The 24,692-nt window shown below is 70.2% G+C and carries 22 protein-coding genes; 12 read left to right on the forward strand and 10 right to left on the reverse strand.

Annotated elements, in window-relative coordinates:
* Positions 1-188 precede the first annotated feature (188 nt).
* On the forward strand, positions 189-1,085 hold the full coding sequence (locus AB0398_RS08910; RefSeq protein WP_366373181.1) for a LysR family transcriptional regulator: 897 nt from the start codon (positions 189-191) through the stop codon (positions 1,083-1,085).
* Positions 1,086-1,138: 53 nt separating this feature from the next.
* Positions 1,139-1,618, forward strand: coding sequence for an NUDIX hydrolase (locus tag AB0398_RS08915; protein WP_030206841.1), 480 nt, complete (start codon positions 1,139-1,141; stop codon positions 1,616-1,618).
* Between the two features lie 72 nt (positions 1,619-1,690).
* Here AB0398_RS08915 and AB0398_RS08920 read toward each other — a convergent pair whose 3' ends face one another.
* Positions 1,691-3,067 (reverse strand): globin domain-containing protein, encoded by a 1,377-nt coding sequence (locus AB0398_RS08920; protein ID WP_366373182.1) that lies wholly within the window; start codon positions 3,065-3,067, stop codon positions 1,691-1,693.
* A gap of 101 nt (positions 3,068-3,168) precedes the next feature.
* Between AB0398_RS08920 and AB0398_RS08925 the strand changes: the two genes are divergently transcribed.
* The 3 genes from AB0398_RS08925 (at position 3,169) to AB0398_RS08935 (ending at position 5,250) form a co-directional block, all read left to right on the forward strand.
* On the forward strand, positions 3,169-4,032 hold the full coding sequence (locus tag AB0398_RS08925) for a GNAT family N-acetyltransferase (protein ID WP_366373183.1): 864 nt from the start codon (positions 3,169-3,171) through the stop codon (positions 4,030-4,032).
* Positions 4,033-4,267: 235 nt separating this feature from the next.
* A complete protein-coding gene (locus tag AB0398_RS08930) occupies positions 4,268-4,726 on the forward strand; it encodes a MarR family transcriptional regulator (protein WP_366373185.1) in 459 nt (152 codons plus the stop codon).
* Between the two features lie 71 nt (positions 4,727-4,797).
* Positions 4,798-5,250, forward strand: a complete 453-nt coding sequence (locus AB0398_RS08935) for a GNAT family N-acetyltransferase (RefSeq protein ID WP_366373186.1) — start codon at positions 4,798-4,800, stop codon at positions 5,248-5,250.
* 69 nt (positions 5,251-5,319) lie between these two features.
* On the opposite strand, the gene AB0398_RS08940 is transcribed toward AB0398_RS08935, so the two are convergent.
* Entirely contained in the window at positions 5,320-6,702 is a 1,383-nt protein-coding gene (locus AB0398_RS08940) for a serine hydrolase domain-containing protein (RefSeq protein WP_366373187.1), read from the reverse strand.
* A gap of 81 nt (positions 6,703-6,783) precedes the next feature.
* Positions 6,784-8,244 (reverse strand): replicative DNA helicase, encoded by a 1,461-nt coding sequence (dnaB, locus tag AB0398_RS08945; protein ID WP_063885203.1) that lies wholly within the window; start codon positions 8,242-8,244, stop codon positions 6,784-6,786.
* 439 nt (positions 8,245-8,683) lie between these two features.
* Here dnaB and AB0398_RS08950 point away from each other — a divergent pair, with 439 nt between their 5' ends.
* Positions 8,684-10,021, forward strand: coding sequence for an MATE family efflux transporter (locus AB0398_RS08950; protein WP_366373188.1), 1,338 nt, complete (start codon positions 8,684-8,686; stop codon positions 10,019-10,021).
* Positions 10,022-10,165: 144 nt separating this feature from the next.
* On the opposite strand, the gene rplI is transcribed toward AB0398_RS08950, so the two are convergent.
* The 4 genes from rplI to rpsF all read right to left on the reverse strand — a co-directional run bounded on the left by rplI (position 10,166) and on the right by rpsF (position 11,886).
* Positions 10,166-10,612: a 50S ribosomal protein L9 gene (rplI, locus tag AB0398_RS08955; RefSeq protein WP_053640001.1), complete on the reverse strand. Its 447-nt coding sequence runs from the start codon at positions 10,610-10,612 to the stop codon at positions 10,166-10,168.
* An 18-nt stretch (positions 10,613-10,630) separates the two neighbouring features.
* Complete coding sequence (gene rpsR / locus AB0398_RS08960) at positions 10,631-10,867, reverse strand: 30S ribosomal protein S18 (RefSeq protein WP_005315025.1); 237 nt, start codon at positions 10,865-10,867, stop codon at positions 10,631-10,633.
* 57 nt (positions 10,868-10,924) lie between these two features.
* Positions 10,925-11,521: a single-stranded DNA-binding protein gene (locus tag AB0398_RS08965; protein ID WP_366373189.1), complete on the reverse strand. Its 597-nt coding sequence runs from the start codon at positions 11,519-11,521 to the stop codon at positions 10,925-10,927.
* A gap of 74 nt (positions 11,522-11,595) precedes the next feature.
* Complete coding sequence (rpsF, locus tag AB0398_RS08970; RefSeq protein WP_015034882.1) at positions 11,596-11,886, reverse strand: 30S ribosomal protein S6; 291 nt, start codon at positions 11,884-11,886, stop codon at positions 11,596-11,598.
* Between the two features lie 295 nt (positions 11,887-12,181).
* On the opposite strand from rpsF, the gene AB0398_RS08975 reads away from it, so the two are divergent.
* From AB0398_RS08975 to AB0398_RS08985, 3 genes are all read left to right on the forward strand, one after another.
* Positions 12,182-12,496 carry a hypothetical protein gene (locus AB0398_RS08975; RefSeq protein WP_366373190.1) on the forward strand — a complete coding sequence of 105 codons (315 nt, stop codon included), beginning with the start codon at positions 12,182-12,184 and terminating at the stop codon, positions 12,494-12,496.
* A 221-nt stretch (positions 12,497-12,717) separates the two neighbouring features.
* Entirely contained in the window at positions 12,718-13,836 is a 1,119-nt protein-coding gene (locus AB0398_RS08980; RefSeq protein WP_366373191.1) for a peptidoglycan bridge formation glycyltransferase FemA/FemB family protein, read from the forward strand.
* A gap of 110 nt (positions 13,837-13,946) precedes the next feature.
* Positions 13,947-14,978, forward strand: a complete 1,032-nt coding sequence (locus AB0398_RS08985; RefSeq protein WP_366373192.1) for an alanine racemase — start codon at positions 13,947-13,949, stop codon at positions 14,976-14,978.
* Between the two features lie 45 nt (positions 14,979-15,023).
* Here AB0398_RS08985 and AB0398_RS08990 read toward each other — a convergent pair whose 3' ends face one another.
* Both AB0398_RS08990 and AB0398_RS08995 read right to left on the reverse strand, forming a co-directional pair.
* Complete coding sequence (locus AB0398_RS08990; protein ID WP_366373193.1) at positions 15,024-16,529, reverse strand: glycosyltransferase 87 family protein; 1,506 nt, start codon at positions 16,527-16,529, stop codon at positions 15,024-15,026.
* A 171-nt stretch (positions 16,530-16,700) separates the two neighbouring features.
* Positions 16,701-19,460: a transglycosylase domain-containing protein gene (locus tag AB0398_RS08995; RefSeq protein WP_366373194.1), complete on the reverse strand. Its 2,760-nt coding sequence runs from the start codon at positions 19,458-19,460 to the stop codon at positions 16,701-16,703.
* Between the two features lie 368 nt (positions 19,461-19,828).
* Between AB0398_RS08995 and AB0398_RS09000 the strand changes: the two genes are divergently transcribed.
* The 3 genes from AB0398_RS09000 to AB0398_RS09010 all read left to right on the forward strand — a co-directional run bounded on the left by AB0398_RS09000 (position 19,829) and on the right by AB0398_RS09010 (position 22,974).
* Positions 19,829-20,509, forward strand: coding sequence for a helix-turn-helix transcriptional regulator (locus AB0398_RS09000; protein ID WP_366373196.1), 681 nt, complete (start codon positions 19,829-19,831; stop codon positions 20,507-20,509).
* Between the two features lie 49 nt (positions 20,510-20,558).
* On the forward strand, positions 20,559-21,641 hold the full coding sequence (locus tag AB0398_RS09005; protein WP_366373197.1) for an inositol-3-phosphate synthase: 1,083 nt from the start codon (positions 20,559-20,561) through the stop codon (positions 21,639-21,641).
* A 73-nt stretch (positions 21,642-21,714) separates the two neighbouring features.
* Positions 21,715-22,974, forward strand: a complete 1,260-nt coding sequence (locus AB0398_RS09010; RefSeq protein WP_366373198.1) for an MFS transporter — start codon at positions 21,715-21,717, stop codon at positions 22,972-22,974.
* Between the two features lie 89 nt (positions 22,975-23,063).
* Here the strand turns inward: AB0398_RS09010 and AB0398_RS09015 are convergent, their stop codons facing one another.
* Positions 23,064-24,530, reverse strand: a complete 1,467-nt coding sequence (locus tag AB0398_RS09015; protein WP_366373199.1) for a CCA tRNA nucleotidyltransferase — start codon at positions 24,528-24,530, stop codon at positions 23,064-23,066.
* Positions 24,531-24,692 lie beyond the last annotated feature (162 nt).

Here is a 24,692-nt window from a genome sequence, read left to right on the forward strand (position 1 = left end):
CCCCTCGTGGCTCGGAACGCCCTCGGTTCCATGTGCGGAAACCGCCTGCACAAGGCTAATTGACTGTGCGTCAGTGTCCAATCACGGTAGCGACAGAGACCTATCGACTTATTTATAGTTGGACGGTCCTGAGGCGCTGTCAGCCGACCGCCTGAGTCGAACGGCCCCACGGCCGGGAGGGGGCGGACATGGATCTTGCCCTACTACGGACGTTCGTCACGGTGCACCGGGCCGGCTCCTTCACCCGGGCCGCGGCCCTCCTGGGCCTCTCCCAGCCCGCGGTCACCAGCCAGATCCGGACGCTCGAACGCCAGCTGGGGCGGCCCCTCTTCCTCAGACGGGCGCGCGGCGTCACCCCGACCACCATCGGCGACGAACTGGCCCACCGCGCCGCCCCGCACCTGGACGCCCTCGTCGAGATCACCGAGACCGGACTCGACGAGGAGAGCGGCGTCCGGACCCTTCACGTCGCCGGACCGCCGGAGTTCACCGCACTCCGCGCGCTGCCCGCCCTCACCCCGCTGGTCGGCCAGGGCCTCGCCGTACGGACCTCCTTCCCCGTCACCACGGAGGAGATCCTCGACGGTCTCGCCGCCGGCCACCACGACCTCGCCATCACCACCGCGCGCCCGCGCGGCGGCCTGCTCGTCTCCACCCCGCTCTGCGACGAGGAGCACGTCCTGGTCGCGGCCCCGCGCTGGGCCGCCCGGCTCTCCCCCGAGACACTCCTGAGCAGGGGCGCCGTGATCCTGGAGCAGCTTCCGGTGGTCGAGGTGCACGAGTCGCTGCCGTTCGTCTCCCGCTACTGGGCGAGCGTCTTCGAGACCAGGCCGGCCGCCGCCGCCACCGTGATCGCCCCCGACCTGCGGGCCGTACGGGACTCCGCCGCCTCCGGGTCGGGGCTCGCCGTCCTGCCGCGCTACCTGTGCGAGGAGGCCCTGGAGCAGGGCCGGCTCGTGGCGCTCCTCGATCCCCCGGTGCCCCCGCTGCGGACCTACTTCCTGGTCGTGCGGACGGGAACGCTCGCGCTCGCGCACCTCGCCAGGGCGCACGAGGCGCTGCTGAACGCCGCCGGGGACTGGTGAGCCGCAGGGGACCGTCGCGTTTCAGCCCCCTCCTCACGGGCCATTTTCTTCACATGACCGAACGGCCCGTGATCAAGCGCACCGCACGCGCCATCCTGCTCGACGGGGACGACCTCATCCTCATCAAGCGGACCAAGCCGGGGATGGATCCCTACTGGCTCACGCCCGGCGGGGGCGTGGAGCCCACCGACTCCACCGTCGTCGAAGCCCTGCACCGCGAGGTGCTCGAAGAGCTGGGCGCCAAGATCACCGACGTGGTGCCCTGTTTCGTCGACACCGTCGAGCACATCGTCGACGGCGGGATCTCCGGGGTGAAGGTCCAGCACTTCTTCGTGTGCCGGCTCGGCTCCATGGACACCTCCCTGCGGCACGGACCCGAGATCGAGGAGCCCGTCGGCGAGTACGAGATCGTCCGGGTGCCCTTCACCCGGGTCGGCATCGCGGCCGTGCACCTCGTTCCGCTCTCCCTTCGCCACTACCTCGACGGCAACATCGAGGGCGTCCGCGCGATGCACGCACCGGACCTGGGCTGACCCGACCTGGTCCGATCCGGGTCGGCGAGGGGCTGACCGAGGTCGGATCGGGTCGGGTCGGCAGGAGCCGAGTCAGCCGGAAGCCGCGGGGGTCAGCTCGGCCAAGAAGTCGTGGCGGATGCGCTCCGAGGGGACTCCCACGCCCCGCAGCGCGTCCACCCCGCGCCGGACCATGCCCAGCGGGCCCGAGAGATAGGCATCGCGTTCCCCCCAGGGCCCGTAGCGGCAGACGGCGTCCGGGAGGCGCCCCTGCGCCTCGGTGACCGGGTGGACGGAGAGCCACGGGAAGGTCTTCTGGAGCCGCAGCATCGTGTCGATGTCGTAGAGGTCGTGACCGCTGCGCGCCCCGTAGAAGACATCGACCGGCCGCCGGTCCCCGTGCTCGGCGACGTCCTCGACCAGGGCCTTGATCGGTGCTATCCCCGTGCCACCGCCCAGGCAGAGCAGCCCGGTGTCCGTGGAGTGGTCGACCGTCATGGAGCCGCCCGGCGGTCCGAGCCTCAGTACGTCCCCGGGGCGCGCCCGGTGGACCAGCGCATTGGACACCCAGCCGGCCGGGACGGCCTTGACGTGGAGGGAGAGGAGCCCGTCCGGCCGCGGCGCCGACGCGAAGGAGTAGTGGCGCCAGATCCGCGGCCACCACGGGGTCTCCAGCGTCGTGTACTGCCCGGCGAGGAAGGAGTAGGGCCGGTCGGGCCGGAGCGTGACGACGGCGACGTCCGGGGTGCGCAGGTCGTGGGAGACCACCTCGGCGTGCCACCAGGCGGGGGCGGACCGCTCGTCCTCCGCCGCCGCGTCGATCATGATCTGGGAGATCGTCGTGTACGTGCGCACCCAGGCCGCCTGGGTCCGGTCGTTCCAGGTCCTCGTCGCGTACCGGGCGAGGGCTCCGACGAGGGCCTCACCGACGGCCGGGTAGTGGAGGGAGCGGGTGCCGTACTTGCGGTGCCCCCTGCCGAGGTTCTCCAGGTACGCGGTGAGGACCGGAGCGTCGTCCATGTGCTCGGCCGCCGTCAGGAGGGCTTTGAGGAGCCGGTCCCGCTGGGTGTCCATGGCGACGGGGAACATGTCGCGCAGCTCGGGGTTCCGCACGAAGAGCAGGGCGTAGAAGTACGAGGTCACCCGGTCGGCCACCGGTGCGATCTCCTCCAGGGTGCGGCGGACGAGAACCGCGTCGGCGGAGGGTCCTCGGGGTGTCGGGGGTTCCTGCCCGTGCACCGCCGAGGGTTCGTGCTCGTCCGCGTCCTTCACGTCCGTCGTGGGGGTCGGAGCATCCATCATGTGCCTCGCCTTGTCCGGCCGGGCTTCCGTAAACGCAGCATGAGGGGTCCGACCGCCTTCGGGGACGGAAAGTGGCGTTCCGGTCCATAGAGCCGGGTTTCTGGCTAAGCTCCGCTGTTTTGGGCCACGCTTCTTCCTCCGGTCAGAACCGGGTTTCACGTGAAACATCGCCTGCGTGCCACGGGATGGGATGAAAACCCGGCTCCGGCACCGTCCGGATCCGGTAAAGCGGTGGACGGAAGATCAACGCGTCGGACAGCCTGAAAGACATGCCGATTCCTCCCGCCCCCCTCGCACAGCTCCCCGTCCGGCGCCTCACCCACAAGGACCTCCTCGCCTGCGCCGATCTCTCCGAGAACCGGCAGTGGCCCCGCGAAGAACACAAGTGGGGTTTCCTGCTCACCGCCGGCAACGGGCACGGAATCGACCACCCCGAGGGCGAGGGGCTGCTCGCCTGCTGCGTGGTCACCTCGTACGGTCCGGAGCTCGCCGCGATCGGCATGGTGCTCGTCGCCGAGCGGTACGCACGCCAAGGGGTGGGGCGCCGGCTCATGCGGCACGTCCTGGAGGAGCTGGGGGACACCCCGACCACCCTGCACGCCACGGCGAACGGACAGCCCCTCTACGAACAGTTGGGCTTCACTCAGGCGAGCCGTGCGGAGATGGTGCGCGGACGCTTCACCTTCACCGCGCCCGCCCCGGCCGTCCCGGTCCGCCCGGCGACGGCGGAGGACCTCCAGGCGATCCTCCGCCTGGACAGGGAGGTCTTCGGTCTCGACCGCACCCCTCTGATCGCCCGGCTCCCCGCCTTCGCGGACCACCTCCGGGTCGCGGAGGAGGACGGCGGGATCACGGGCTTCGCGGCGGCCTGGCCCAACATGGACACCCATGTCGTCGGGCCGCTGATCGCCCGGGACCCGGCCACGGCCAAGGCGTTGATCGCCTCCCTGGCCACCGCCACCGACCGCCCCCTGCGCACCGACATCGACGTGCGCCATACGTCGCTGCTGAGCTGGGCGAAGGAGAACGGCCTCGACCCGATCGCCACGAACGCGGTGATGGTCCGCTCCGTACCGGACCTCCCCGGCGACTGGCGCCGCCGCTTCGCCCCCCTGACGGTCGCGGCCGGATAGTCCGGAGCGTTCCGGCGCGGCGGCCCGGAGCCGGGCGGCTCGGCCTTGCTCAGCTCCGGGCAACCGACTCCGGGAAACAGGCTCCGGGCAGCCGGGCGCCTGCTGCCCGGCTGCCCGGCTGCCCGGCTGCCCGGCTGCCCGGGAACAGATTTACTTGCAGACGCTCATTATTGCGCCTCATCCTTTACCCTGGTTCTGAGCCACCCCGGCGCCGAGGAGAGACCGAGGAGAGAACATGACCGCGACGGACCCCGCACTCACCGCGCTCTCCCAGCGCTGGTGCGCCCTCTCTCTGCTGCACGGCAGGATCGAGTCCCACCTCGAACGCGCCCTGGAGTCCCGTCACGGCCTGAGCGTGCGGGAGTACTCGCTGCTCGACGTCCTCAGCCGCCAGCACAGCGGCCCCGGCGGCCACCTCCAGATGAAGCAGGTCGCCGACGCGGTCGTGCTCAGCCAGAGCGCCACCACCCGCCTCGTCACCCGCCTGGAGGACCGCGGCCTGCTCACCCGGTACCTCTGCGCCACCGACCGGCGCGGCATCTACACCGACGTGACCGAGGAGGGCCTGAAACTCCTCGAAGAGGCCCGCCCCACCAACGACAGCGCCCTGCGCGAAGCTCTCGACGAGGCGGCCAAGAACCCCGAGCTGGCTCCTCTGGTCCAGGTCGTGGAGGGCGTGGGCGTCCCCGCCTGAGCCCCGGCCCGACTTCGGACCGGCCTCGGGCCGGCCCCGGCGCGGAGGCGGCCCGGCGTACCCTGCGTCCCATGAGTGATCTTGAGATACGCCCGACCACCGCAGAGGACCTCCCGGCCGTCGTCGCGATGCTCGCCGACGACCCCCTGGGCGCCCAGCGCGAATCCCCCGACGACCTGGCCCCGTACCTCGCCGCCTTCGAGCGGCTGGCGAACGACCCGAACCAGCACCTCGTCGTGGCCGTCCGCGAGGGCAAGGTCGTCGGCACCCTCCAGCTGACGATCATCCCGGGCCTCTCCCGCCGTGGGACCGTCCGTTCGATCATCGAAGCCGTCCGCATCCACGCCGACGAGCGCGGCAGCGGCCTCGGGACGCAGCTCATCGAGTGGGCCGTCGAGGAGTCCGGCCGGCAGGGTTGCAGCCTCGTCCAGCTGACCTCCGACGCCACCCGCACCGATGCCCATCGCTTCTACAAGCGGCTCGGCTTCGAGGACTCCCACGTGGGCTTCAAGAAGACGCTCTGACCCTCCCGCCCTGGAGCGCCGTTTCACGTGAAACCGGGCGTTTCACGTGAAACAGCGATCCACCGTGGCTCAGAGGCCGCGCCACCCCGCCTCGTCCACGCCTCCCGGCACCGCGTCCCCCGGCTCATACGGCTCGCGGGTGAAGACGAAGGAGCCGAGGTCGAGGTGGCTCACGCTCCCGTCGGGGCGCCGCACCACCCGGAGCGTCTCCCCCTCGTAGTAACCGTTTAGCCCGACCCAGCCCCCGTCGGGCAGCGCCCGGAACCTGGCCTGCCGCCCGGCGCCCCGCAGGGGTTCGAGCACCACACCGCGCCCGGGACCGAGCCTCAGCCCATAGACGTACGTGCCCCAGTACCAGGGGCCGGTCAGGGACAGCGGCTCCTCATCGACCTCCGCCTCGGGAAGGGGGCGCCACGGCTCCGGGAGCCTCGGCTCCGCCTCCGCCACGATCCGTACGAGATCGGCGGCCACGGCGCCCACCAGCGGCCCCGAAGTGGCGTTGGAGAGGGCGATCCCGGCGAGGCCGTCCTCCACGCTCACCCACAGACAGGCGACGAAGCCCGGCAGGGAGCCGGTGTGACCGATCAGGGTCCGGCCGTCCCTGCGGAGGAGCTGGAGCCCGAGCCCGTAGCCGCCCTCCCACTCGCCCTCGCCGCCCGGGGAGGCCGGAGCGCGCATCTCCGCCACGGAAGCGGCGTCGAGCACCTGCTCGTCCCCCTCCGCGAGGAACGCGGCGAACCGGGCGAGGTCGGCCGCCGTGGACCAGAGCTGGCCCGCCGGTGCCATCAGGCCGAGGTCCTCGGACGGTTCGGGCAGCATCACATCGGCCCAGGGGTGCACCGCCCAGCCGCCGGCGTGCGGAGCCACCGGATAGGCCGTCGTGCGGTCCATCCCCAGCGGCTCCAGGATCTCGCGCCGCAGCGCCTCCTCCCAGGGCCGCCCACGGAGCTCCTCGACCAGACAACCGAGCAGCGTGTAACCGGGGTTGGAGTAGTGATGGCGCCGCCCCGGCGTCCGGAGGAAGGGCCGCTCCCCCAGGACGTCGGAGAGCTCCGGCCGCAGCGCGGCGGACGAGCGCTCCCACCATGCGCCAGGGGTCTCGGCCGCGAGTCCCCCGCTGTGGCCGAGGAGTTGAGCGATCGTCACCTCGCCGACGCCCGTCCCCTTGAGGTGCAGTTCCAGCGGATCGTCCAGCCGGAGGACCCCCTCGTCCCGCAGCCGCATCACCAGGACGGCGGTGAACACCTTGGTGATCGAGCCGATCCTGAACTGCGTGTCGGCGTCCGGCACATGACCGTCCACGCAGCTGCGCGCACCGCTCCACACCAGCGCCCCGTCACGGACCACCGCTCCCACGAGGGAGGGGGCCCGCCCCTCGGCCTGGGCCACCGCGACCCGGTGCAGCAGGGCCCGCTCGGTCCCGGGCAGCAAAGCTTCGAAAGATGTCGTCATGACACCCATCCAACGCGATCCCACCCACCGCAAGCCCCACCCGGGCCACAGTCCCGCCGCTCGAACCGCAGAGAGGGCCCGTCAGGTCTGGGCCATGTCCACGAAGCGGGAGTAGTGGCCCTGGAAGGCGACGGTGATCGTGGCCGTCGGGCCGTTTCGGTGCTTGCCGACGATGATGTCCGCCTCACCCGCGCGCGGCGACTCCTTCTCGTAGGCGTCCTCGCGGTGCAGCAGGATCACCATGTCGGCGTCCTGCTCGATCGAGCCGGACTCGCGCAGGTCGGAGACCATCGGCTTCTTGTCGGTGCGCTGCTCGGGTCCACGGTTCAGCTGGGAGAGCGCGATCACCGGCAGTTCCAGCTCCTTGGCGAGGAGCTTGAGGTTTCGCGACATGTCGGAGACCTCCTGCTGACGGCTCTCCTGACGCTTCGAACCGCCCGACTGCATGAGCTGGAGGTAGTCGATGATGACGAGCTTGAGGCCGTTGCGCTGCTTGAGCCGCCGGCACTTCGCCCGGATCTCCATCATCGACAGGTTCGGCGAGTCGTCGATGTAGAGCGGGGCCTGGGAGACGTCCGGCATCCGGCGGGCCAGGCGCGTCCAGTCCTCGTCGGTCATCGTGCCGGAGCGCATGTGGTGGAGCGCGACCCGGGCCTCGGCCGACAGCAGGCGCATCGCGATCTCGTTGCGGCCCATTTCGAGGGAGAAGATGACGCTGGGCAGGTTGTGCTTGATGGAGGCCGCGCGGGCGAAGTCCAGGGCGAGCGTCGACTTACCCATGGCGGGACGGGCCGCGATGATGATCATCTGACCGGGGTGCAGGCCGTTGGTCAGCGAGTCGAGGTCGGTGAAGCCGGTCGGCACACCGGTCATCTCGCCGCTGCGGGAGCCGATCGCCTCGATCTCGTCGAGCGCCCCCTCCATGATGTCGCCGAGCGGCAGGTAGTCCTCGGTGGTGCGCTGCTCGGTGACCGCGTAGATCTCGGCCTGGGCCGAGTTCACGATCTCGTCGACGTCCCCGTCGGCCGCGTACCCCATCTGCGTGATCTTGGTGCCCGCCTCGACGAGACGGCGCAGGACGGCCCGCTCGTGGACGATCTCGGCGTAGTACGAGGCGTTGGCCGCGGTCGGCACCGACTGGACCAGGGTGTGGAGGTAGGAGGCCCCGCCGACCCGGGTGATCTCGCCGCGCTTGGTGAGTTCGGCGCCGACCGTGATCGGGTCGGCCGGCTCGCCCTTGGCGTAGAGGTCGAGGATCGCCGCGTACACGGTCTCGTGCGCGGGCTTGTAGAAGTCGTTGCCCTTGATGATCTCCACGACGTCCGCGATGGCGTCCTTGGAGAGCAGCATGCCGCCGAGGACGGACTGCTCGGCGTCGAGGTCCTGCGGGGGGACGCGCTCGAACCCGGAGAGTCCGCCGTCCCAGGGGCCTTCGCCGCCCCGCTCGTGCTGGTCGTCGCGCCCGCGGCCGCGACCGCGTTCGCCTCGGGTACGGGTGGGCAGCCGGTCGCTCGGTCCGCTGTCGGCCCAGGGGTCGTCCAGGGCCTCGGGAACGCTCACCAAGCCACCTCCTCCGTCCGCTCCGCGGACCTAGCCGTGCCACTCTTTCACGCCACGGACCTGTTCAGAGGGTGGCTTCACGACCGCTTCCAGGAGGTCGGGCGACGGACCAGGGTAGGCCTGTGGAGAGCTCCAGCCAATCCGGTTATCCACAGGCCCTGTGGGTGAACGCCCAGATGCTGTGGAGAACTTGCCGGATCCTGTGCACAGAGCGGGGGACAGCCTTGTGGACAAACTCATACCGCTCTCCACAACACCCGGATGACCTGCACTTTTGCCATCCACCGGCTGTGGGGGAGAAAAAGTTTTCCTCCGGGGCCAAGATCAGAACAAACGGCCCACAAGTGAAGTCCCCCGCCCTCCACAGGTAAGGGTCGCAATCCTATTGCATCTCTTACCTGTGGAAGATTAGATTGCTCGCATGAGCCAGGCTCCTCCGACCTCCAAGGCCGTCCGCCGTCAGCACGACCGCGAGATCGTCTCCCTCGCCCTGCCGGCCTTCGGCGCCCTCGTCGCCGAGCCGCTCTTCCTCATGGTCGACAGCGCCATCGTCGGCCACCTCGGCACGCCCCAGCTCGCGGGGCTCGCGATCGCCGCGGCGCTGCTCTCCACCGCCGTCAGCGTCTTCGTCTTCCTCGCCTATGCCACCACGGCGGCCGTCGCCCGGCGCGTCGGCGCGGGCGACCTGCCGGCCGCCCTCCGGCAGGGCATGGACGGCATCTGGCTCGCCCTCCTCCTCGGCGCCGCCGTCGTCGTCCTCACCCTGCCCACCGCGCCCTGGCTCGTCGGCGTCTTCGGCGCCTCCGACACCGCCGCCCCCCACGCCGTCACCTACCTCCGGATCTCCAGCCTCGGCATCCCCGCCATGCTGGTGGTCCTGGCCGCCACCGGCGTCCTGCGCGGCCTCCAGGACACCCGTACCCCGCTCTACGTGGCGATCGGCGGCTTCGCGGCCAACGGCGCGCTCAACCTCGGCCTGGTCTACGGGGCCGGGCTCGGCATCGCGGGCTCCGCCTGGGGCACGGTCATCGCCCAGTGCGGCATGGCCGCCGCGTACCTCACCGTGGTCGTGCGGGGCGCCCGCCGCCACGGCGCCTCCCTGCGCCCCGACGCGTCCGGCATCCGGGCGTCCGCCCGGGCGGGCGTCCCGCTCTTCGTCCGTACGCTCTCGCTCCGGGCCGTCCTGATGATCGCCACGGCCGTCACGGCCCGGCTGGGGGACACGGAGGTCGCCGCGCACCAGATCATCCTGTCCCTGTGGAGCCTGATGGCCTTCGCCCTGGACGCGATCGCCATCGCGGGCCAGGCCATCATCGGCCGCTACCTCGGCGCGGGCGACCCGGACGGCGCCCGGCAGGTCTGCCGCCGCATGGTCCAGTGGGGCGTGGTCTCCGGGGTGGTGCTCGGCGCGCTCCTGGTGGTCGCCCGCCCCCTGTTCGTCCCGCTCTTCACCGGTGACACCGCTGTCCAGGACACCCTGCTCCCGGCCCTGCTCGTGGTCGCGGTCTCACAGCCGATCGCCGGGGTGGTCTTCGTCCTCGACGGTGTCCTGATGGGTGCGGGGGACGGCCCCTTCCTGGCCTGGGCCATGCTGCTGACCCTCGCCGTCTTCGCTCCGGTCGCCCTTCTGGTCCCGGTCCTCGGTGGCGGGCTCACCGCGGTGTGGTGGGCGATGACGCTGATGATGACGGTCCGGATGCTGACGCTGTGGTTCCGCTCCCGCTCGGGCCGCTGGATCGTCACGGGCGCCACTCGCTGACCACCCGGGCAACCGGTGTCGGACCAACCGCCGGCTTCCGGCTCCGCGCCGCTCGTTTCACGTGAAACGGCGGAAGGGCCGCACCCCGAGGTACGGCCCTTCCTTCCTGCACACGTACATGTACAAGCACTGCCGGGGGCAGCGTTACGCGGCGACGACCTCGACGCCGAGCTTCGCGGCGACCTCGGGGTGCAGACGCACGGACACCTGGTGCGAGCCCAGGGTCTTGATCGGCGAACCGAGCTCGACGCGACGCTTGTCGACGTCCGGGCCACCCGCGGTCTTGATCGCCGAGGCGATGTCGGCCGGGGTCACGGAGCCGAAGAGACGGCCGGCGTCGCCGGAGCGAACGGCCAGGCGCACCTTCGTGCCCTCGAGCTGGGCCTTGATCTCGTTGGCCTGCTCGATGGTCGCGATCTCGTGGATCTTGCGGGCGCGGCGGATCTGCGCCACGTCCTTCTCGCCGCCCTTGGTCCAGCGGATCGCGAAACCGCGCGGGACCAGGTAGTTGCGAGCGTAGCCGTCCTTGACGTCGACGACGTCGCCAGCGGCACCGAGGCCGGAAACCTCGTGGGTCAGGATGATCTTCATTAGTCGGTCACCCTTTCCTTATCGCGCGGTGGACGTGTAGGGCAGCAGCGCCATCTCACGGCTGTTCTTGACGGCCGTGGCGACGTCACGCTGGTGCTGCGTGCAGTTGCCGGTCACGCGGCGGGCACGGATCTTGCCGCGGTCGGAAATGAACTTCCGCAGCATGTTCGTGTCCTTGTAGTCCACGTACGCGGTCTTGTCCTTGCAGAACGCGCAGACCTTCTTCTTAGGCTTGCGCACAGGCGGCTTCGCCATGGTGTTTCTCCTGTGTGATCAAGAAGTTTTGGGTACGAGCTGCTTCCGGGGCATGCCCTAGAAGGGGGGCTCGTCCGAGTAGCCGCCGCCGGAGTTCCCACCCCAGCCGCCACCGCCGCCGCTGCCACCGGCCTGCTGGCCGCCGCCGGAGGGAGCGCCGGTCGCCCACGGGTCGTCGGCGGGAGCACCGCCGCCACCCTGCTGGCCACCGCCGGAGTTTCCACCCCAGCCGCCACCGCCGCCGCCCTGCTGGCCGCCACCGCCGCCGTATCCGCCCTGGCCGCCGCGACCGGTGGTCTTGGTGACCTTGGCCGTGGCGTTCTTGAGGCTGGGGCCGACTTCCTCGACGTCCAGCTCGTAGACCGTGCGCTTGACGCCCTCACGGTCCTCGTAGGACCGCTGCTTCAGCCGGCCCTGCACGACGACGCGCATGCCTCGCTGGAGCGACTCGGCGACGTTCTCCGCCGCCTGACGCCAGACCGAGCAGGTGAGGAAGAGGCTCTCGCCGTCCTTCCACTCGTTGGTCTGGCGGTCGAAGGTGCGGGGGGTGGACGCGATACGGAACTTCGCGACCGCCGCACCGGACGGGGTGAAGCGCAGCTCGGGGTCGTCGACAAGATTGCCGACGACCGTGATGACGGTCTCGCCTGCCATGGGGGAACCTCTCGGCGGGATTGCTTCTGGCTGCTGTGTTGCTACTCGAACCCGATGACCTCTGAGCTAGAAGCTCAGTGGGTCTCGGGGCGGAGGACCTTGGTCCGGAGGACCGACTCGTTCAGGTTGAGCTGTCGGTCGAGCTCCTTGACGACCGCAGGCTCGGCCTGCAGGTCGATGACCGAGTAGATGCCCTCGGGCTTCTTCTTGATCTCGTAGGCGAGACGACGACGGCCCCAGGTGTCGACCTTCTCGACCTTTCCGTTGCCCTCACGGACGACGGAGAGGAAGTTCTCGATCAGCGGGGAGACAGCGCGCTCCTCGAGATCGGGGTCGAGGATGACCATCACCTCGTAGTGACGCATGTGGAACCCACCTCCTTTGGACTCAGCGGCCACGGTCGTTCCGTGGCAGGAGGGTCGTGATGCGTGAGCAACGGTATCCGCCGCCACTGACAGTCCCCCTCGCCGAACGCGTCGGACGAGGAACACCGCCGGGATCCCGGGAGGGACCAGGGCAGACACCGGTGCAGACCGTACAGCGTACCCGTACAACCGCTTCCGGTTGAAATTCCCTGGTGAACGGACGCAATCTGTACACAACGGATGTGGGCGGCGCTAGGATGCGCCGCCTTCCGGCAAGCACGCCAGGAGGTGCCCCATGGCACAGGCAATGCGACGCGACCCCGGCCATTCCCTCTTCGCCACCGACGGCAAGCCCCACCCGCTCCAGGACACCCTGGTCGGCGTGACGCTGGTGCTCGGCGTCCTCGCCTTCGTCACCGCACAGTTCCACAGCCTCCACCTGCTCAGCTCCTGGGCGGGTCTGATCGGGATCCTGACCGGCGGATACGGCCAGTTCATCTCCGCGACGACACGCGAGCGCTTCCTCCTGATCGTCGGTCTCGGCGCGGCGGCGTTCGGCTTCTACCTCGGCATGGCCCACGGCGGCCTCTTCACCGGCGTCATCAACTGACCCGGGCCCCTCGACGACCGGGCCCGGATCCCCCGACCGGCCCCCGGGCCACCGGTCGGGGCCGAAGGGCCCGGAGGGCCGCACCGGAGCCGATCCGGGCGACCCCCCGGGCACGTCAGGGCCCGTACAGACATACGGGGCGCTCCCCGGTCACAGTAGGCTTCGGCGCGAGAGCCGGAGCCCCTGACCGATGGGGACACACCTGCCGAGGAGCGCCCCGCATGAGCCTGACCCTGAGGACCATCAGCCGTGAGCAGCATCTGGCGTACATCCAGAGCCAGCCTGCGGCGAGCCACTGCCAGGTCCCGGCGTGGGCTGACGTGAAGACGGAGTGGCGCTCGGAGAACCTCGGCTGGTTCGACAGGAACGGCGAGCTCGTCGGCGCCGGCCTGGTGCTCTACCGCCAGCTCCCGAAGATCAAGCGCTACCTGGCCTACCTGCCCGAGGGCCCGGTCATCAACTGGTACGCGCCCAACCTCGACGACTGGCTGCAGCCGATGCTGGCGCACCTCAAGCAGCAGGGCGCCTTCTCGGTGAAGATGGGCCCGCCGGTCGTCATCCGCCGCTGGGACTCGGCCGCCATCAAGTCCGGCATCCAGAACCCGGACGTCAAGCGCCTCAAGGACGTCGAGGCCAGCCACATCGAGCCGCGCGCCTTCGAGGTCGCGGACCGGCTGCGGAAGATGGGCTGGCAGCAGGGCGAGGACGGCGGCGCCGGCTTCGGCGACGTGCAGCCCCGCTACGTCTTCCAGGTCCCGCTCGCGAACCGCTCGCTCGACGACGTCCTCAAGGGCTTCAACCAGCTCTGGCGCCGCAACATCAAGAAGGCCGAGAAGGCCGGCGTCGAGGTCGTCCAGGGCGGCTACGAGGACCTGGCCGAGTGGCAGCGGCTGTACGAGATCACGGCCGTCCGCGACCACTTCCGGCCGCGCCCGCTCTCGTACTTCCAGCGCATGTGGACCGTCCTCAACAGCGAGGACCCCAACCGCATGCGGCTCTACTTCGCCCGCCACAACGGGGTGAACCTCTCCGCCGCGACCATGCTCGTCGTCGGCGGGCACGTCTGGTACTCCTACGGCGCCTCCGACAACATCGGGCGCGAGGTCCGGCCCTCGAACGCGATGCAGTGGCGGATGCTGCGCGACGCCTACGCGATGGGCGCGACCGTCTACGACCTGCGGGGCATCTCGGACTCGCTCGACGAGACCGACCACCTCTTCGGCCTCATCCAGTTCAAGGTCGGCACGGGCGGCGAGGCCGTCGAGTACGTCGGCGAGTGGGACTTCCCGCTGAACAAGCTGCTGCACAAGGCGCTCGACATGTACATGTCCCGGCGCTGACCGACGCGGGGCGGCGCGGCCCAGGACGTGCCGCCCCCGGTTCCGTACCCTCGTAGTCATCCGATACCACCGCGACACACCGCAGCCACCAGAAAGGTTCCGGGCCGGCCATGGCGCTCTCCCTGTACGTCGACACCGCTCGCTGGCGGGCGCACCAGAAGTCGGTCATCGACCAGTTCCCCGGTCTCATCCCCGTCTGCAAGGGCAACGGCTACGGCTTCGGGCACGAGCGGCTCGCGGACGAGGCGGCCCGGTTCGGCGCCGACATGCTCGCCGTGGGCACCACGTACGAGGCCGCGAGCATCAAGGACTGGTTCAGCGGCGACCTGCTGGTCCTCACGCCCTTCCGCCGGGGTGAGGAACCGGTTCCGCTGCCCGACCGGGTGGTGCGCTCCGTGTCCTCCGTGGACGGCGTCCACGCCCTGGTGGGCGCCCGGGTCGTGATCGAGTGCATGAGCTCGATGAAGCGGCACGGCGTGCGCGAGGAGGAGCTCCACCAGCTCCACGCGGCCATCGAGGACGTACGCCTCGAAGGCTTCGCCCTCCACCTCCCGCTGGACCGCCCGGACGGCACCGACGCCGTCGAGGAGGTCATCGCCTGGATGGACCGGCTGCGCAACGCCCGGCTGCCGCTGCACACCATGTTCGTGAGTCACCTGCGGGCCGAGGAGCAGGCCCGGCTCCAGCAGCAGTTCCCGCAGACACGTTTCCGCGCCCGCATCGGCACCCGGCTCTGGCTGGGCGACCACGAGGCCACGGAGTACCGGGGCGCGGTCCTCGACGTGACCCGGGTCTCCAAGGGCGACCGGTTCGGCTACCGCCAGCAGAAGGCCGCCTCGGACGGCTGGCTGGTCGTCGTCGCCGGCGGCACCTCGCACGGCGTGGGCCTGGAGGCGCCCAAGGCGATGCACGGCGTCATGCCGCGCGCCAAGGGCGTGGCGCGGGCCGGTCTCGCCACCGTCAACCGGAACCTGTCGCCGTTCGTGTGGGCGGGGAAGCAGCGCTGGTTCGCCGAGCCGCCGCACATGCAGGTGTCGATCCTGTTCGTGCCCGCCGACGCCCAGGAGCCCCGGGTCGGCGACGAGCTCGTGGCGCACCTGCGCCACACCACGACGCAGTTCGACCGGATCGTCGAGCGCTGATCACCCGGTCCGGGGCTCCCGGAGCCCCGGACCGGTGACGGCCGTTCAGCCCCGGGAGCCCTGCTCCTCCGGAGCGCCCCACCGCACCCGCTGCGCCTCCTCGGAGGCGGGGGCGGCGTGCCGGGCGCGATGCCGCGCCGCGCCGCCCGCCACGAAGACGTCCTCCGCGCCGTCCAGGACGCCCCCCGAGGGGTCGTCCGAGCCGTCCTGCCGGACGGGGTCCTTCTCGGGCGCCAGGACGTCGCGCACGACCACCGCGCACAGGTACAGGGTGCCGAGCAGGTGCAGGACGATCGCGAACTGGTAGCCCTCGACCGGCAGGCCCTGCTTGTTGCCGCCCATCGTGAACGCCAGGTACGTCCAGACGCCCAGGAAGTACATGACCTCGCACGCCTGCCAGATCAGGAAGTCGCGCCAGCGCGGCCGGGCGAGCACCGCCAGCGGGACCAGCCACAGCACGTACTGCGGCGAGTAGACCTTGTTGACGAGGACGAACGCGGCGACGGCCAGGAAGGCCAGCTGGACGAAGCGGGGCCTGCGGGGGGCCATGAACGCCAGGTAGGCGAGGGCGATCACGGCCATGCCCATCAGCAGCAGCGCGTACAGGTTGGCCCGGTCGGGCGTGATCGTGGTGCCCGTGCGCTGGCTGACGAGCAGCCAGACCGAGCCGAAGTCGACGTTCCGCTGCCTGCTGAAGAGGTAGAACTGCTTCCACCCCTCCGGCGCGAGCAGCATCACCGGCAGGTTCACGACCAGCCAGGCCCCCGCGAAACCGAGCACCGCGGCCCCGTACGCCCGCCACTTCCCGGCACGCCAGCAGAGCAGCAGCAGCGGGAGGAGCAGCAGGACCGGGTAGAGCTTGGCGGCCGTGGCCAGGCCCAGCAGGATCCCGAAGGCCGACGGCCGGCTCCGCGCCCACATCAGGACGGCGGCGGCGGTCAGCGCGACGGCGAGCAGGTCCCAGTTGATCGTGGCCGTGAGCGCCAGCGAGGGCGCGAGGGCGACCAGGAGCCCGTCCCAGGGGCGCCGGCGGTGCGTCCGGGCCACGCAGACCGCGAGGACGGCCGCACAGACCATCAGCAGGCCGGCGTTGACCAGCCAGTACGTCTGCTCGCGTTCCGTCAGGTCGCCGCCGCCCGGTGTCATCCAGGCCGCGACCTCCATGAAGAGCCCGGTCAGGACGGGGTACTCCAGGAACGGTATGCCGCCGGGCAGCCGGTCGAAGTAGGGGACAAGACCCTCCGCGAAGCCCCGCCCGGAGAAGAGGTGCGGGATGTCCGAATAACAGGCGTGGGTGTACTGGGAGGTCGCCCCCCGGAACCAGGCCCAGTTGTAGCAGGGCAGCTTCTGCACCATGCCCAGGGCGAACATGCCGATGGCCACGAGGGCGACCACCCGCACCGGGGACAGCCGTCCGGTGCCGGGCAGCGCCCGGCGCCCGTAGGGACCGCCGATCAGTTCGCTGCCCGCTGCGGCCACCTCGTCCCGGTGGGTGGGGATGACCGTCTGCGAGCGCTCCCGCGGCGCGCTCGTCTTCTGGAGGCTCGGCATGGGGGACATCCTGCCGTACGCCCCCGGGAAAACGGCGGGGGCCGCCGCGGCCGGATCCGTACGGAAGGTACGGAGCGGCCGCGACGGCCCCGAGGAGCGCCCGGGACGGGGCGGCGGGACTTTCCGGACAGGCCCCGGGGCCTGTACCGGCGGGTCGGGGTCGGACGGGCCCTAGGGGACCCAGGCCCCGCCTCCGGGCCTGTTCCCGCCCGGCCTGCCGCCTCCGTCGTCCGTCGGCGTGTCGGTCGGGTCCGGGTCGCCGGTGTTCGTCGGCGTGCCCGTGGGCTGTCCGGTGTTGCCGCCCGGATCGCCCGGGTTGTAGCAGTCCGGGTTCCAGATGCTGCACGTCGTCTTGCCCGGCTTCGGCGTCCGGGTCGCCGGGGGAGTCGTCGACGGGGTGGTCGGCGGGGTCGTCGACGGCGTCACGGTCTCGGTCGGCGTCGGGGTGGTCGTCGGCGACTCGGTCACCGTCGGCGTCGGCGTCGGGCTCGACGCGCCGCCGCCGAAGACGGGCTCGGCGCCCTCCAGGTTCCCCGGCTTGGGGAACTTGACCTTCTTGTCGCCCTTGACGGCCACGGTCATGTAGTCGCGCCAGATCTCCGAGGGGAACGACGAACCGTGGATCGTGTCACGACCACCGGTGCCGTACATCTTCTCGAACTTGCGGTCCTTCTTCGTGTCGTCGTCGTCGTAGCGGTACATGTCGATCGCCGTGGCCAGCTGCGCGGTGTAGCCCACGAACCAGGCCGAACGGTTGTCGTCGGTCGTACCGGTCTTGCCGGCCACGTCACGGCCGGCGAGCCGCGCCTTCTTGCCGGTGCCCTCGTCGTCGTCCACGACGTCCCGCAGGACGTCGGTGACGTTGCTGGCGACGGCCGGGGTGAAGGCCAGGTCGGTGTCCGCCTCGTGCTTGTGGAGGACCTTTCCGTCCTTCTTCACCGTCTGCACGGAGTACGGGTCGTTCTGCTTGCCCGCGTTCGCGAAGGTCGCGTAGGCGCCGGCCATGCGGATGGCGCTCGGGCTGGAGATGCCGAGGGAGAACGAGGGGACCTCGCCCTTGACGAGCGAGCTCTCCAGCAGACCGGCCTTCACGGCGGCTTCGCGGACCTTGTCGATGCCGACGTCCATGCCGAGCTGCACGTAGGGCGAGTTGGCGGACCGGATCATGGCCCTGCGCAGCGAGATGTTGCCGTAGTCCTCCTGACCGTCATTGGTCTGGCGCCACTCCTCGCCCTTCTCGTTGTGCCAGATCTCGCCGTTGTACTTCCGGACGACCAGCCCGTTCTTGCCGGAGTAACGGCTCTTGTCCGGGTCCACGATCGTGCGGGTGGAGGCGTCCTGGTCCGCGCCCAGCTCCTTGTCCCGCACGCCGTCCGTCATCGCGGAGGCGAGCACGAAGGGCTTGAACGTCGAGCCGACCATGGCGCCGGTGGCGTCGGCGTTGTTGCTGAAGTGCTTGGTGGCGTCGACGCCGCCGTAGATCGCGACGATCGCGCCCGTCCCCGTGTCGACGGAGGCGCCGCCGAACTGGACGTGCGTGTCCTTGTCGGGGCGCTTCTTGGGATCGATGTTCTCGTCGTAGACCTTCTTGACCGACTTCTCGAGCGCGGCCACCTTGTTCTTGTCGAAGGTCGTGTAGATCTCGTAGCCGCCGCGCTCCAGCTCCGCCTCACCGAGGTCGAACTGGGTCTTGATGTTCGCCTTGGCGGTCCTGACGAGGTAGCCGATCTGACCGCCCAGGTTGGCGCTCTGGCCGGGCTTCTGGATCTTGGGGAACTCCGTGTACTTCGCCCGCTCCGCGGACGTGATGTGCCCGTCCTTCTCCATCTCGTCGAGGATCCACCTCCACCGCTTGGTGGCCCGCTCGGTGTTCTTCTCGGCGGTGGCGTTGGGGTCGATCTCGGGGTAGCCGGCCGGGTCGTAGTACGTCGCGCCCTTCAGCACCGAGGCGAGCAGGGCCGCCTGGCTGGGGTCGAGCTTGCCGGCGTCGGTGTTGAAGTAGGCCCGGGAAGCCGCCTGGATGCCGTAGGCACCGCGCCCGTAGTACGCGGTGTTCAGGTAGCCGGCCATGACCTTCTCCTTGCCGACCTCGTTGCCGACCTTCAGGGCGATGAAGAACTCCTTCGCCTTGCGGGTGAGGGTCTGCGACTGGTCGTCGAGGAGGTTGTTCTTCACGTACTGCTGGGTGATCGTCGAACCGCCCTGGGTCTGGCCGCCCTTGGCCATGTTCCAGATGGCGCGGCCCATGCCCTTCGGGTCGATGCCCGAGTCGTCCCAGAAGGTCTTGTTCTCCGCCGAGATCACGGCGTTCTGCATGTTCTTCGAGATGCCCGAAAGCTGGACGATCTGGCGGTTGGCGCCGTCGCCCGTCGCGACCATGACGGAGCCGTCGGCCCAGTGGTAGATGTTGTTCTGCGACTTGGCGGTGTCGGCCTCGTTGGGGATGTCCACCTGCGTGTACGCGAAGGCGGCCGCGCCCATCAGGCTCACCGCGAAGAACAGGAACGTGCCCGCCACGAGCCGCCACGAGGGCAGCCAGCGCCGCCAGCCGTACTTGTTGTGGCGCGGATAGTCGATGATCCGCTTCTTGCCGGGTCCGCGCCCCTCCGGACCGCCTCCCGGGCCGCGCCCCCCGCCGCCGCCACCGCGCCGGCCACCACCGGACCCGCCGGGGCCGCCGGGAGCGGAGCCGGCTCCCTTCCTGCGGCTGCCGCGCTGGGCGGCGCGACGGGCCTCCGCGCGTCCGCCGTAGGGACGCTCTTCTCCGCCTTGGGCGGAAGGCGGTCCGTAGGAAGCCGAAGGGGCCCCCGTACCGGCGTCTCGGACCGGGGCCGACCTGCGGCCCGCCGGCTGCTGGGCAGCGCGCCGTGCCGCCGCGCGTCCACCCGTCGGTGGCTGCTGCTGCGGCGCTTTGCGACGATGCTCGCTCATCGAACGACTACTCCTCGGGCAGGCGAGTACGCCTGGAAGCGGCAGTTGAGTTCCGGTCCCCCCGAAATGCGCACGGCCAGGACCCATCGGAGGTCCCCCCGTACCGCAGCCGGTCACCCGCAGCACTGACGCCGCAGGGCATCGCTCGGTTCCCGGTGGTCTGCATCCGCACAGACTACGCACGGCCAAAAACCACCTGGAGCCGGACTTCACCCCAAATCAGGCAAGTCGCCTGCTGTGAATTGAGGATGTGACGCCGGTCACGACGGGTCCACTTGTCGCCACAGAGTGACCGTTCTATCGTGCTGATGTATCGAGTCGATACATCAGTGCGGCATAAGGACACCGGCAGAAGGAGGAGGCGACGGATGAGCAGACGCTCCGGCATCCTCGAATTCGCCGTTCTCGGCCTGCTGCGCGAGGCTCCGATGCACGGATACGAGCTGCGGAAGCGGCTCAACACCTCGCTGGGCGTCTTCCGGGCCTTCAGCTACGGAACGCTGTACCCCTGCCTCAAGACGCTGGTCACAAACGGCTGGTTGATCGAGGAACCGGGCAGTGCTCCCGAGGACACCCTCGCCGCGTCGCTCGCGGGACGCCGGACCAAGATCGTCTACCGGCTGACCCCGGAAGGTAAGGACCACTTCGAGGAGCTCCTCTCCCACACCGGGCCGGACTCCTGGGAGGACGAGCACTTCGCCGCCCGCTTCGCCTTCTTCGGGCAGACCGAGCGCGAGGTGCGGATGCGCGTCCTCGAAGGCCGCCGCAGCCGGCTGGAGGAGCGCCTGGAGAAGATGCGCGCCTCCCTGGCCCGGACGCGCGAGCGCCTCGACGACTACACGCTTGAGCTGCAGCGCCACGGCATGGAGTCCGTGGAGCGCGAAGTGCGCTGGCTGAACGAGCTCATCGAGAGCGAGCGGGCGGGACGGGATCGACGATCCGGTCCCGGGGCCGCCGCTCTGCACGACAACGATTCTGGAGAAACGGGCGGCCTGCCCCGGCACGGGGGCAGTACCCGGCCGGATCCGTCCGACGACACCACCACGTGAATCCCCGCACACAGCAGGGCTTCACACGATCACACAGGGAGCAACCGGAATGGGTTCGGTTCGCGTAGCCATCGTCGGCGTGGGCAACTGCGCCGCCTCGCTGGTCCAGGGCGTCGAGTACTACAAGGACGCCGACCCGGCGGCCAAGGTGCCCGGCCTGATGCACGTCCAGTTCGGCGAGTACCACGTCGGTGACGTCGAGTTCGTCGCCGCCTTCGACGTCGACGCGAAGAAGGTCGGCCTCGACCTCTCCGACGCCATCGGCGCCAGCGAGAACAACACCATCAAGATCTGCGACGTCCCGAGCAAGGGCGTCACGGTCCAGCGCGGCCACACCCTCGACGGTCTCGGCAAGTACTACCGCCAGACCATCGAGGAGTCCGCCGAGGAGCCGGTGGACGTCGTCCAGATCCTCAAGGACCGCCAGGTCGACGTTCTCGTCTGCTACCTGCCCGTGGGCTCCGAGCAGGCCGCGAAGTTCTACGCGCAGGCCGCCATCGACGCCAAGGTCGCCTTCGTCAACGCCCTCCCGGTCTTCATCGCCGGCACCAAGGAGTGGGCGGACAAGTTCACCGAGGCGGGCGTTCCGATCGTCGGCGACGACATCAAGTCGCAGGTCGGCGCGACCATCACGCACCGCGTGATGGCGAAGCTGTTCGAGGACCGCGGTGTCCGTCTCGAGCGCACCATGCAGCTCAACGTGGGCGGCAACATGGACTTCAAGAACATGCTGGAGCGCGAGCGCCTGGAGTCCAAGAAGATCTCCAAGACGCAGGCCGTCACCTCGCAGATCCCCGACCGCGAGCTGGGCGAGAAGAACGTCCACATCGGCCCGTCGGACTACGTGGCCTGGCTGGACGACCGCAAGTGGGCGTACGTGCGCCTCGAGGGCCGTGCCTTCGGCGACGTTCCGCTGAACCTGGAGTACAAGCTCGAGGTGTGGGACTCCCCGAACTCGGCCGGTGTCATCATCGACGCCCTGCGCGCCGCGAAGATCGCCAAGGACCGGGGCATCGGTGGCCCCATCCTCTCGGCGTCCTCGTACTTCATGAAGTCCCCGCCGGTGCAGTACTTCGACGACGAGGCCCTCGCCAACGTCGAGAAGTTCATCAAGGGCGAGGTCGAGCGCTGATCACGCCGCACGCCTGACGATCGAGGGCCCCGGGCACTGCCCGGGGCCCTCCTCGTGTGTGAGTCTTGCTGCCATGTCCGTCGTACGTGATCTGCGCTTACTCCTGCGCCTGACGAACTTCCGGCGCCTGCTCGCCGTCCGGCTGCTCTCCCAGTGCGCCGACGGCGTCTACCAGGTGGCGCTGGCCACGTACGTCGTCTTCTCCCCCGAGAAACAGACCTCCCCCACGGCGATCGCCTCCGCCATGGCGGTGCTCCTGCTCCCGTACTCGCTCGTGGGGCCCTTCGCCGGTGTGCTCCTCGACCGCTGGCAACGCCGCCAGGTCTTCCTGTACGGGAACCTCCTGCGCGCCCTGCTCGCGTGCGGGACCGCGCTGCTCGTCCTCGCCTCCGTGCCCGACTGGCTCTTCTACGCCTCCGCGCTCTCCGTCACGGCCGTCAACCGCTTCGTCCTCGCGGGGCTCTCGGCCTCGCTCCCGCGCGTCGTCGACGACGAACGGCTGGTCGTGGCGAACTCGCTCTCCCCCACCGCCGGCACGCTCGCCGCGACCGTCGGGGGCGGCCTCGCCTTCGGCGTCCGCCTGCTCGCCGACGGCTCCGACGCCGCCGTGGTGGCCTTCGGCGCCGTCCTCTACCTCTGCGCGGCCCTCGCCTCCCTGCGGATGTCCCGGGAGCTTCTCGGGCCCGATCCGGACCTGGTGTCCCAGCGCCTCACCACGGCCCTGCGGTCGACGGCCCGCGGCCTGGCCGAGGGACTGCGCCATCTCGCCGAACGGCGGCCCGCCCTCCGGGCGCTCACCGCGGTCGGCCTCATGCGGTTCTGTTACGGCGCCCTGCTCGTCACCGTGCTCATGCTCTGCCGCTACACCTGGAGCTCCACCGAGTCCGAGGGACTCGGCCTCCTCGGACTGGCCGTCGCCCTGTCGGGAGCGGGCTTCTTCGTCGCCGCGGTCCTCTCCCCGTGGGCGGTCCGGCGGTTCGGGCCCTTCGGCTGGATGACCGTGTGCACGGCGGTGGCGGCCGTGCTCGAACCGGCACTCGGCCTGACCTTCGCCCCCGTGCCCTTCCTCGCCGCCGCCTTCCTGCTCGGGCTCGTCACCCAGGGAGCCAAGATCGCGACGGACACGGTGGTGCAGACGTCCGTGGACGACGCCTACCGGGGCCGGATCTTCTCGCTCTACGACGTGCTCTTCAACGTCGCCTTCGTCGGCGCGGCGGGGGTCGCGGCGCTGCTGCTGCCGTCCGACGGGCGTTCCGTCCCGCTGATCATCTTGGTGGCCGTGATCTACGGATCGATCGCCGTGGCCCTGCACGGGGCACGCAAAGAGGGGTGATGTTTCACGTGAAACGCCACCCCTCGTCACGTACTCGACGGGTGGGCCGGTGTTTCACGTGAAACACCGGCCCACCCGTCGGGAGCCGTTCAGCCCTGCGTCGCCCACCACTCCTTGAGCGCGGCGACGGCCTGGTCGTGCTCCATGGGGCCGTTCTCCAGCCGGAGCTCAAGAAGGAACTTGTACGCCTGACCGATGGCCGGGCCGGGGCCGATGCCCAGGATCTCCTGGATCTGGTTGCCGTCGAGGTCGGGACGGATCGCGTCCAGCTCCTCCTGCTCCTGGAGCTGGGCGATGCGCTCCTCCAGGCCGTCGTAGGCGCGGGAGAGCGCGGCCGCCTTGCGCTTGTTGCGCGTGGTGCAGTCCGAGCGGGTCAGCTTGTGCAGGCGCGAGAGCAGCGGACCGGCGTCCCGCACATAGCGGCGGACGGCCGAGTCGGTCCACTCCCCGGTCCCGTACCCGTGGAAGCGGAGGTGCAGCTCCACGAGGCGCGAGACGTCCTTGATCATCTCGTTGGAGTACTTGAGCGCGGTCATGCGCTTCTTGGTCATCTTCGCGCCCACGACTTCGTGGTGGTGGAAGGAGACCCGCCCGTCCTTCTCGAAGCGACGGGTGCGCGGCTTGCCGATGTCGTGCAGCAGGGCCGCGATGCGCAGCACCAGGTCGGGGCCGTCCTCCTCCAGGTCGATCGCCTGATCGAGCACGGTCAGCGAGTGCTCGTAGACGTCCTTGTGCCGATGGTGCTCGTCGCTCTCCAGCCGCAGCGACGGCAGCTCGGGCAGCACGTGCTCGGCGAGACCGGTGTCCACGAGGAGGCCGAGGCCCTTCCGCGGGTGTGCCGAGAGGAGCAGCTTGTTGAGCTCCTCGCGGATGCGCTCGGCGGAGACGATCTCCAGCCGGCCGGACATCTCCTTCATAGCCGTGACGACCTCGGGGGCGACCTCGAAGTCCAGCTGCGCGGCGAACCGCGCGGCCCGCATCATGCGCAGCGGGTCGTCGGAGAAGGACTCCTCCGGCGTGCCCGGCGTACGCAGCACCCGGGCGGCCAGGTCCTCGAGGCCGCCGTACGGGTCGATGAACTCCTTCGCGGGGAGGGCCACGGCCATGGCGTTGACGGTGAAGTCACGCCGGACGAGGTCCTCCTCGATCGAGTCGCCGTAGGAGACCTCGGGCTTGCGCGAGGTCCGGTCGTACGCCTCCGAGCGGTACGTGGTGACCTCGATCTGGAAGCGCTGAACGGTGTCCCCGACCCGGGCGTCCTTCTGGCAGCCGACCGTCCCGAAGGCGATGCCGACCTCCCACACGGCGTCGGCCCACGGGCGGACGATCTTCAGTACGTCCTCGGGGCGCGCGTCGGTGGTGAAGTCCAGGTCGTTGCCGAGCCGGCCGAGCAGGGCGTCCCGTACCGAGCCACCGACCAACGCGAGGCTGAACCCGGCCTCCTCGAAGCGGCGGGCGAGGTCGTCGGCGGCGGGGGACACGCGCAGTAGTTCACTGACCGCGCGGCGTTGCACCTGGCTCAGTGCAGTCGGGGTGTCTTCGTTGGCGTTCGGCACAACAGAAAAGGGTACGTGCCCCGACTCACCCCGATGTCCTCGTTTTCCGGGAGCGGGGCCGCCCGCCCCCGGGCGCGGGGCGCCGGTCCGCGTGCACCGGCGGCCGGTCGAAGATCGCCTGGAGCAGTCCCCGGCACTTGCTCCCAGCATGCCTCGTTACCA

The organism is Streptomyces sp. NPDC086147 (assembly GCF_040702165.1).
GTDB lineage: Bacteria > Actinomycetota > Actinomycetes > Streptomycetales > Streptomycetaceae > Streptomyces.